We start from the raw sequence: 6,688 nt of genomic DNA, 5'->3' as shown, positions 1-6,688 counted from the left end.
TCGTGGCGAGTTCTTTCATTAGGTCGCTTGGGGTCTTCTCGCCAAAGCCTGCCTCCAGGATTGCCGGTGGTAGGTTCCTGTTGGCTGACACTATTATGTAGCCTATGGTTTTTCCATTCTTGACCATTCTGAATTCGTAAGCTGCTAATCTACCGTCGGGGAAGTAGAGGGGTGTTGGGTTGGTTGGGATTGCCCCGTTGAATTCAGGGAACTTGTGGAGTTCCCTGAGTGCGAGTGCTTTAACCGTGGCTAAGGGCACTGCCTCTGGCTTGTCAAATGGGACTGCCGTCACGACCCCCTCTAACAAAAGAAGTCCGATGAGTAACACCACTGGGGTCTTCCAGTTCATAACCCGCACCTCCAATGGAGGCCGCGTTACAAAATCTGCTGTCGAACTATTTAAAGTTTCCTATCACTAAAAGTGAAAACAACCTCAAAACCAAGTTATACCAAATTGGACTTTCCATAGTGTTGTCAATGTACCTTTGCTTTGAAAAAACATGGTGCCTTTCACTCCAGCACTGAGAAGCTCCTCACCTCGACATCTACCCTCTCCGGCATCGCCTCAACGCCGAAGGGCAGCTCATCGAGGAAGCGCTCCGCGAGGATTACCTCCCCTCCAATCCCGAGCCTCAGCCTTATCCTGCCGGGCAGGAGTTCGTAGTCGAGAACCTCCGCGGTGGCACCGGGTTTTATGTAGACACTCTCGGGCCGGAAGAAGACCCTCACCCTCCCCTCTCTTCCGACGTCGAAGCACAGCCCTCCGAGGCAGGCCCTACCGTTCTCGGCTTTAAGCTCCAGTATGTTGCTCAAACCCAGAAAGCGCGCCACGAACTCGGTCTCTGGGCGGTAGTAGAGCTCCAGAGGTTTCCCCACCTGCTCAACGTGGCCGACGTTCATGACGGCTATCCTGTCGCTTATCGCCATCGCCTCCTCCTGGTCGTGTGTGACGTATATCGTCGTTATTCCAAGCTCGCGCTGGATTCTCTTTATCTCCCCCCTGAGGCGCTCCCTTATCTTGGCGTCGAGGTTGCTTAACGGCTCGTCCAGGAGAAGGACGTCAGGCTCAACGACCAGGGCCCTCGCGAGAGCTACGCGTTGCTGCTGGCCGCCGCTCAGCTGCTCGGGGTAGCGGTTTTCGAGGCCCTCCAGCCCAACAAGCTCAAGCGCCCACCTTACCCTCCTCTCGATTTCCGCCCTCGGAAGCCTCTTCATCTCAAGGCCGAAGGCGATGTTCTTGAAGACCGTCATGTGGGGAAACAGCGCGTAGTCCTGGAAGACTATGCCTATCCCGCGCTCGTAGGGCGGTAAATCGTTCACCCGCCTTCCGTCGAAGAGTATCTCTCCCCCCTCCGGCTTTTCAAAGCCCGCTATCATCCTGAGCGTTGTGGTCTTTCCGCAGCCGCTCGGGCCGAGGAGCGTGAGAAACTCGCCGTCCTTGACATCGAGCTCGCTTATCTCAAGCCGAAAATCCTCCCACTCCTTGAGGACTCCCTTCAGTTCTACCCTCACCATACCTCCTCACCTATCCTCTCGATTATCATGAAGCTGAGCGTTGAGACCGCCATAAGAAGAACCGCCAGGGCCGAGGCTGAGCCGAACTGCCTCGCCCCGAGAAACTTGTATATGGCCACGGTCATCGTGGTGTACTCCGGTTTGGCCAGCATGTAGGTCGCTCCCAGCTCGGCTATGCTTATGGCGAAGGCGAATATCGCGCCGACGATGACCCCACCGAGCGCCAGCGGAAGCTCCACCCTCAGGAAGGCCTTCCACTCTTTGGCTCCCAGGCTCAGCGCCGCCTCCCAGAGGTTCGGTCTTATCTTCTTCAGGGAGGTGGAAACGGCGCGGAGCACGAAGGGGTAGGCTATAACCGTGTGGGCGGCTATTATTATCCAGGCGGTGAAGTACAGGGGCGTGGTATGGAAGACCCTTATGTATCCCAGACCGAGGGTTATGGCCGAACTCGCCAGCGGGAGCATCACCAGGACGTCGAAGAGCCTCTTCCCCTTGAAGTTCCAGCGGTGAAGCGCGTAGGCTATGGGAAGTGCCACGAGAACAGATAGGAATATCGTCGCCAGACCGAAGGTGAGTGAGTTTCTGACCGCGTCGAGCGTCGTTGCCCCGAACATCGGATTGTACTCCGTCGAGAATATTCTCCGGTACCATTCGAGGCTCCAGGCATCGTTGAAGCGCAGGGAGTCGTAGATGACCGCCAAGAGGGGAGAAACTATGAAGACGAAGACGATTAGGGAGTAGACTCCAACGAGCAGTCCTTTGAGGCTCAGCCAGTCGCGCCTCGTGAAGGGACGAGGCTTTCTAAATACGCGCTGCTCCTCGCGCTTGGCGTAGGCATCGAGCGCCCTCAGGTAGAGATACATGAAGCCCATGCTGAGGAGTATCTGGATTATGGCCAAAGCTGAGCCGGTCTTGAAGTCGAGGAGCACCATTATCGAGGTGAAGATGTCCACCTCTATTGTGGCGTACTGGTAGCCGCCGATTATGAGGGGAATCGAGAAGCTCAGGAAGCAGAACACGAAGGTGAGCATCGCCGAGGCAAAAATTGCCGGGGATATCATCGGCAGGGTAACGCGCCAGAAGAGCGTCCAGCCCCTCGCCCCCAGCGCCATCGCCGCCTCCTCGTAGTGGGGATTCACGCGCTGCCACAGCGACGAGACCATGCGTATAACTATCGGAAAGTTGTAGAAGGCGTGAGCAAGAAGGATGCCCTTCCAGGAGTAGATTATGCCCAGATCGCGGCCGATGAGCCCGGTTATGAAGCCGCTCTTTCCGAAGAGGAGTATGTAGCCCAACGCGACCATCACACTGGGCATGACGAAGGGGACGGTTAAAACTGCCTTTATGGTGCCCTTTCCCGGAAAGTCGTACTTGGCGAATATGTACGCCCCGGGAAGGCCGAGTGCTAGGGTAAGGAGGGTTGAAGCTATCGCCTGCCCTATCGTGAAGAGGATAACGCGTCTGTGGTAGTCGTTGGCCAGAACGGCGGAGATGTGTTTAAGGGTGAGGCCGTTCTCCCAGAGGCCGGTTTTTAGAATACTAACTAACGGGACGTAGAAGAAGATGACCAGGAACATCAGAGGGATGAGCAGGAAGAGCTTCGAGAGCCTTGACTCCATGGTGACAACTCGGTTTTTGCTCTTTATAAGCGTTGATTGGGCAAGGTTGTTAAATCCGGCATGTTATTTATCGCCGGTGATACCATGAAGGCTCCCGAGCTGGGGATAAAGATCGGGCTTCACCCTCACGGAAAAAGGAACTCAATAGCGGATTTGGGCGTTAAAGTCGGCCACTCGACGATAATCGAGGGGGATGACATCAGAACCGGGGTTACCGTTCTGCTTCCTCCCGTCAAGAACCCCTACAGAGAGAGGCTTTTTGCCTCGACTTTTGTCATGAACGGCTTCTCCAAGCCGATAGGCTTCGTTCAGGTTGATGAGCTGGGCTACATTGAGACACCCATAGCGTTAACCAACACGCTGAGCGTCTACACCGTTGCGAGCGCGGTGGTTAAGCACATGATCGGGCTGAATCCGGAGCTTAGGAGCGTCTCTCCTCTCGTGATGGAGTGCAACGACTCCTACCTGAACAACATAAGGAAGCTCGCCGTGGGGGAGGAGCACTACTTTGAGGCACTCGGAAACGCGGAACTCGACTTTGAGGAAGGCTCGGTTGGAGCTGGCACTGGAATGAGCGCCTTCGAGTTCAAGGGCGGGATGGGGTCATCGTCGAGGGTCGTTGAAATCGGTGGCGAGGAGTATACGGTTGCTTCCCTCGTTTTAGCGAACTTCGGCAGGAGGGAGGACCTGACGATCGCCGGCATCCCCGTTGGCCTTGAGCTGAAAGACTACCCAGGCAGGGGAACCTCTGGAAGGGGGAGCATCTCTATTGTCGTTGCCACGAACGCGCCCCTGACCGCGAGGCAGCTCGGGAGGCTGGGAAAGAGGGCGGTGGTTGGGCTCGCGAGAACCGGCGGCTACGCCTACCACGGGAGCGGTGACGTAGTGCTGGCCTTCTCCACCGCCCAGACAGTCCCGCTGGATAAGGAAGCCCATCTACTCAGCTTCCTGCCGGACAACACTCTGAGCCGGCTCTTTAGAGCGGCGGCCGAGGCCACGGAAGAGGCTATAATCAACGCACTCCTTCAGGCCAGAACCATCGAGGGAAACGGGCGTGTGAGGTACGCACTGCCCCCTGAGCAGGTTTTGAGGATACTCAAAAATTATGGAATGACTGGGCCAGGCCTCATATCTCCTCAATCTGAGTGATGACCTCCTTGGGGCTGCCCTTCAGAACCACCTTTCCAGCGGCTATGACCACCACCTCATCAGCAAAGCCGATAAGGGGACGCCATATGTGGGATACTGCCACGATGTTCAACCCCTCATTCGCGAGCTTTCCGAGCGTCTCCGAGACCTCCTTTATTCCTTTGAAGTCGAGGTTTGCAAGGGGCTCATCCAAAAGGACTAACTCGGGTTTTCCGATGAAGGCTTGAGCCAAAGAAAGCCGCTTCAGCATACCCGCGGAGTACTCGCCAATCCGCCTGTCAAGAAAACCCGTAACCGAGAACATTTCAGCACTTTCCAGAACGTCGCTCTCATCGGCTCCCTTGAACCTTGCAATGTAATCAAGCCACTCCCGCCCGGCCCTGTGCTTTGGGAGTGACGGCGGGTCAAAGGAGACGCCGAGCCTGGACTTGACCCCCTCGTTGCTCCACGGAGCCTCGCCGAGAACCTCAATCCTCCCCGAGCTTGGCCTGTAGAGGCCCGCGCACAGGTTCAGGAAAGTGCTCTTGCCCCCGCCATTCGGGCCGAGGATAAGGGTGAATCCCTTCCCGATCTCTACACTGACCGAGTCAAGGGCCACGAGCTTTCCAAAACGCTTGCTCAGGTTTTCTGCAGTGATCATCTTCTCCCCTCCCTAAAAAGCAGTAATGCGAGCAGTATCGCCGAAGTTCCGCCGATAAAGTATTTTATCTCCAAAATCCGCTTTGATGGGTACTTTGAAGTCATCCTGTACGCTAAGGTGACCGGGGCATAGTAACTCGTTACCTGAGCGAAATAATAACCGGCGTGCTCAATTTTTAAGTACCCGTTGAGCTGACCCTTTGGAGTCTCATTGAGGAGGAACCTGTTATCCTCTGGGTCGTAGAATGAAACGCTGTAATTCACGCCCTTTCCGGCGTTGGTCGTCACGCGAAGAACACCTGCTGAGGGAAGCACAAAACCTCTCTCCTGGCTTACAATGCCAGAGGTTGATGTCCTGAGGGCCTTTTCCTGGAGCGGAAATGAAAGGAGGGTGAAGAGCAACAGGGCCAGGAGGAACGCTTTTATGAGCCTCACGAGACATCCCTCCACTCGCTCAGAACGAGCGTGAGTGATAGAACGACCAGCGGGAGCAGCAGGCCGGCGTAGAACGTCGTGTTGAAGAAAACGCTCAGCTTCTCTCCGGGGTCCCAGAACACGGCGTGGGCCTTTACGAGTCCGTCGTTCAAAATCCTTGGGGGCAGGAAGTCCCAGTCAAGAATCTCCGGGATGTACATTACGGTAATCCCCCCCAGGATTGACGCGAACGTGCCGGGGCTCAGGAGAGCTATTAGGGACGACAGCGCCGACACGTACAGGGATGCTTCAAGCCAGTACATGAGGTGTATAAGCAGGTAACGCTGACCGAGCATTCCCTCCTTAATCATGCCGGGGCTGTCTTCGTAGGCGTAGATGTAGGCAACAAAAGCCGCACTGAAGGCTGAGAGGAAGAGGACGGTGAAGACCGTAATGAACTTTGCCAGGATAACCTCGTGGTTCCTGATGGGAAGGGAGTAGACGCTCTTTGCAACCCTCGTGTCCCTGTCGTAGCGGATGGTAAGGGATGCAAGGAGAACGCCGGTAATGGCGAAGATTGTGGAGGACTTATCGGAGAGTCCAGGAAAAAGCATGGCTGTCCCCGCGGCGGCCTGCCCCCTGGCCATCTCCAGCCCCATGGGCATCACGTTCGCGTTAATGCTGAAAAGATTGGTGTAGAACGTCACCGCGAGCAGGACGAAGCTGAAAACAAATATGAGGGCCACGTAGGGGTCCTCCAGCTCCCACTTCAGCTGTTCTTTGACGCGTCCCATTCGCTCACCTCCGCCTGAGGACAATCCCCGTCAGCAGGACCACCGCGACAAGCGCGAGCAGTCTGTAGGCCGCGCCGCCGGAGCCCATTTCCGAGGGAGACGTCGGCGCAGGGGTGTCCGTTGGCCCTTCAGGCTGGACCGTGGAGTTCCCGGGCCCGTTCGTCCGGGTCTCCACCTCCTCCCCGGCCCTCTCAAGGGTCACGGTGACGTTGACCACCTCCCCAGGCTTCAGATAAACGGTCCTGCTCGCGTCAGGTAGCCCTCCAGAGATGTCTCTACGGTGTGGCGCCCCGGTTCAAGGGCCAGCCTGCAGGGGCTCCTGCACGTTTCGTTCCCGACCGATACCAGGGCCCCGGGTGGCTCCGTGGTGACCGAGAGGACGGGCAGGGGCTTCAGGCCGATTTTTAGAACCCTCGACTCGTTTGGAGCGAGCAGGACGCTCAAGTTCTCGGCGACGTGGCCGGGGGCTGTTACGAGGACGACGTGCCTCCCCGGTGAGGCCTCAACAGACTGGCCATCTACCGGTTCCCCGTCGAGGAAGACGGAGGCGTTTGACGG

Annotated in this window: 9 protein-coding genes and 1 pseudogene; 2 read left to right on the top strand and 8 right to left on the bottom strand. The window is 56.8% G+C overall.

Annotated elements, in window-relative coordinates; translation table 11 throughout:
* From APY94_RS12715 to APY94_RS12705, 3 genes and pseudogenes are all read right to left on the bottom strand, one after another.
* Positions 1–349 (bottom strand): annotated as a pseudogene (locus tag APY94_RS12715) (hypothetical protein); the annotation flags it as partial.
* A 161-nt stretch (positions 350–510) separates the two neighbouring features.
* On the bottom strand, positions 511–1,515 hold the full coding sequence (locus APY94_RS12710; RefSeq protein WP_058939967.1) for an ABC transporter ATP-binding protein: 1,005 nt from the start codon (positions 1,513–1,515) through the stop codon (positions 511–513).
* Positions 1,509–3,134, bottom strand: coding sequence for an ABC transporter permease (locus tag APY94_RS12705; protein ID WP_058939966.1), 1,626 nt, complete (start codon positions 3,132–3,134; stop codon positions 1,509–1,511). Before APY94_RS12705 ends, APY94_RS12710 begins: the two co-directional genes overlap by 7 nt.
* 84 nt (positions 3,135–3,218) lie before the next feature.
* Here APY94_RS12705 and APY94_RS12700 point away from each other — a divergent pair, with 84 nt between their 5' ends.
* On the top strand, positions 3,219–4,283 hold the full coding sequence (locus tag APY94_RS12700) for a DmpA family aminopeptidase (RefSeq protein ID WP_058939965.1): 1,065 nt from the start codon (positions 3,219–3,221) through the stop codon (positions 4,281–4,283).
* Here the strand turns inward: APY94_RS12700 and APY94_RS12695 are convergent.
* From APY94_RS12695 to APY94_RS14030, 5 genes are read right to left on the bottom strand one after another with little or no spacing between them, the layout of a single operon-like run.
* On the bottom strand, positions 4,261–4,923 hold the full coding sequence (locus APY94_RS12695) for an ABC transporter ATP-binding protein (RefSeq protein ID WP_058939964.1): 663 nt from the start codon (positions 4,921–4,923) through the stop codon (positions 4,261–4,263). The two genes, APY94_RS12700 and APY94_RS12695, sit on opposite strands and share 23 nt — an antisense overlap.
* Positions 4,920–5,357: a hypothetical protein gene (locus APY94_RS12690; RefSeq protein ID WP_058939963.1), complete on the bottom strand. Its 438-nt coding sequence runs from the start codon at positions 5,355–5,357 to the stop codon at positions 4,920–4,922. Before APY94_RS12690 ends, APY94_RS12695 begins: the two co-directional genes overlap by 4 nt.
* Positions 5,354–6,130 (bottom strand): ABC transporter permease, encoded by a 777-nt coding sequence (locus APY94_RS12685; RefSeq protein ID WP_058939962.1) that lies wholly within the window; start codon positions 6,128–6,130, stop codon positions 5,354–5,356. Before APY94_RS12685 ends, APY94_RS12690 begins: the two co-directional genes overlap by 4 nt.
* Before the next feature lie 4 nt (positions 6,131–6,134).
* On the bottom strand, positions 6,135–6,347 hold the full coding sequence (locus APY94_RS12680) for a hypothetical protein (RefSeq protein WP_157065559.1): 213 nt from the start codon (positions 6,345–6,347) through the stop codon (positions 6,135–6,137).
* Between the two features lie 11 nt (positions 6,348–6,358).
* Positions 6,359–6,574 (bottom strand): PEGA domain-containing protein, encoded by a 216-nt coding sequence (locus APY94_RS14030; RefSeq protein WP_394325676.1) that lies wholly within the window; start codon positions 6,572–6,574, stop codon positions 6,359–6,361.
* On the opposite strand from APY94_RS14030, the gene APY94_RS13785 reads away from it, so the two are divergent.
* The coding region (locus APY94_RS13785) for a hypothetical protein (protein ID WP_245610480.1) at positions 6,495–6,688 on the top strand (194 nt) is incomplete at its 3' end. The genes APY94_RS14030 and APY94_RS13785 overlap by 80 nt on opposite strands.

The sequence above is a fragment of the Thermococcus celericrescens genome (assembly GCF_001484195.1).
Taxonomy (GTDB): domain Archaea; phylum Methanobacteriota_B; class Thermococci; order Thermococcales; family Thermococcaceae; genus Thermococcus; species Thermococcus celericrescens.
Note: the sequence above shows the minus strand (reverse complement) of the source record. Positions and strands in the feature narration are given on the sequence as shown.

Coding starts and splice junctions, on each gene's coding strand:
- APY94_RS12700 (WP_058939965.1), top strand. CDS start 3,219: ATGAAGGCTCCCGAGCTGGGGATAAAGATCGGGCTTCACCCTCACGGA.
- APY94_RS12685 (WP_058939962.1), bottom strand. CDS start 6,130: ATGGGACGCGTCAAAGAACAGCTGAAGTGGGAGCTGGAGGACCCCTAC.
- APY94_RS12705 (WP_058939966.1), bottom strand. CDS start 3,134: ATGGAGTCAAGGCTCTCGAAGCTCTTCCTGCTCATCCCTCTGATGTTC.
- APY94_RS12695 (WP_058939964.1), bottom strand. CDS start 4,923: ATGATCACTGCAGAAAACCTGAGCAAGCGTTTTGGAAAGCTCGTGGCC.
- APY94_RS12710 (WP_058939967.1), bottom strand. CDS start 1,515: ATGGTGAGGGTAGAACTGAAGGGAGTCCTCAAGGAGTGGGAGGATTTT.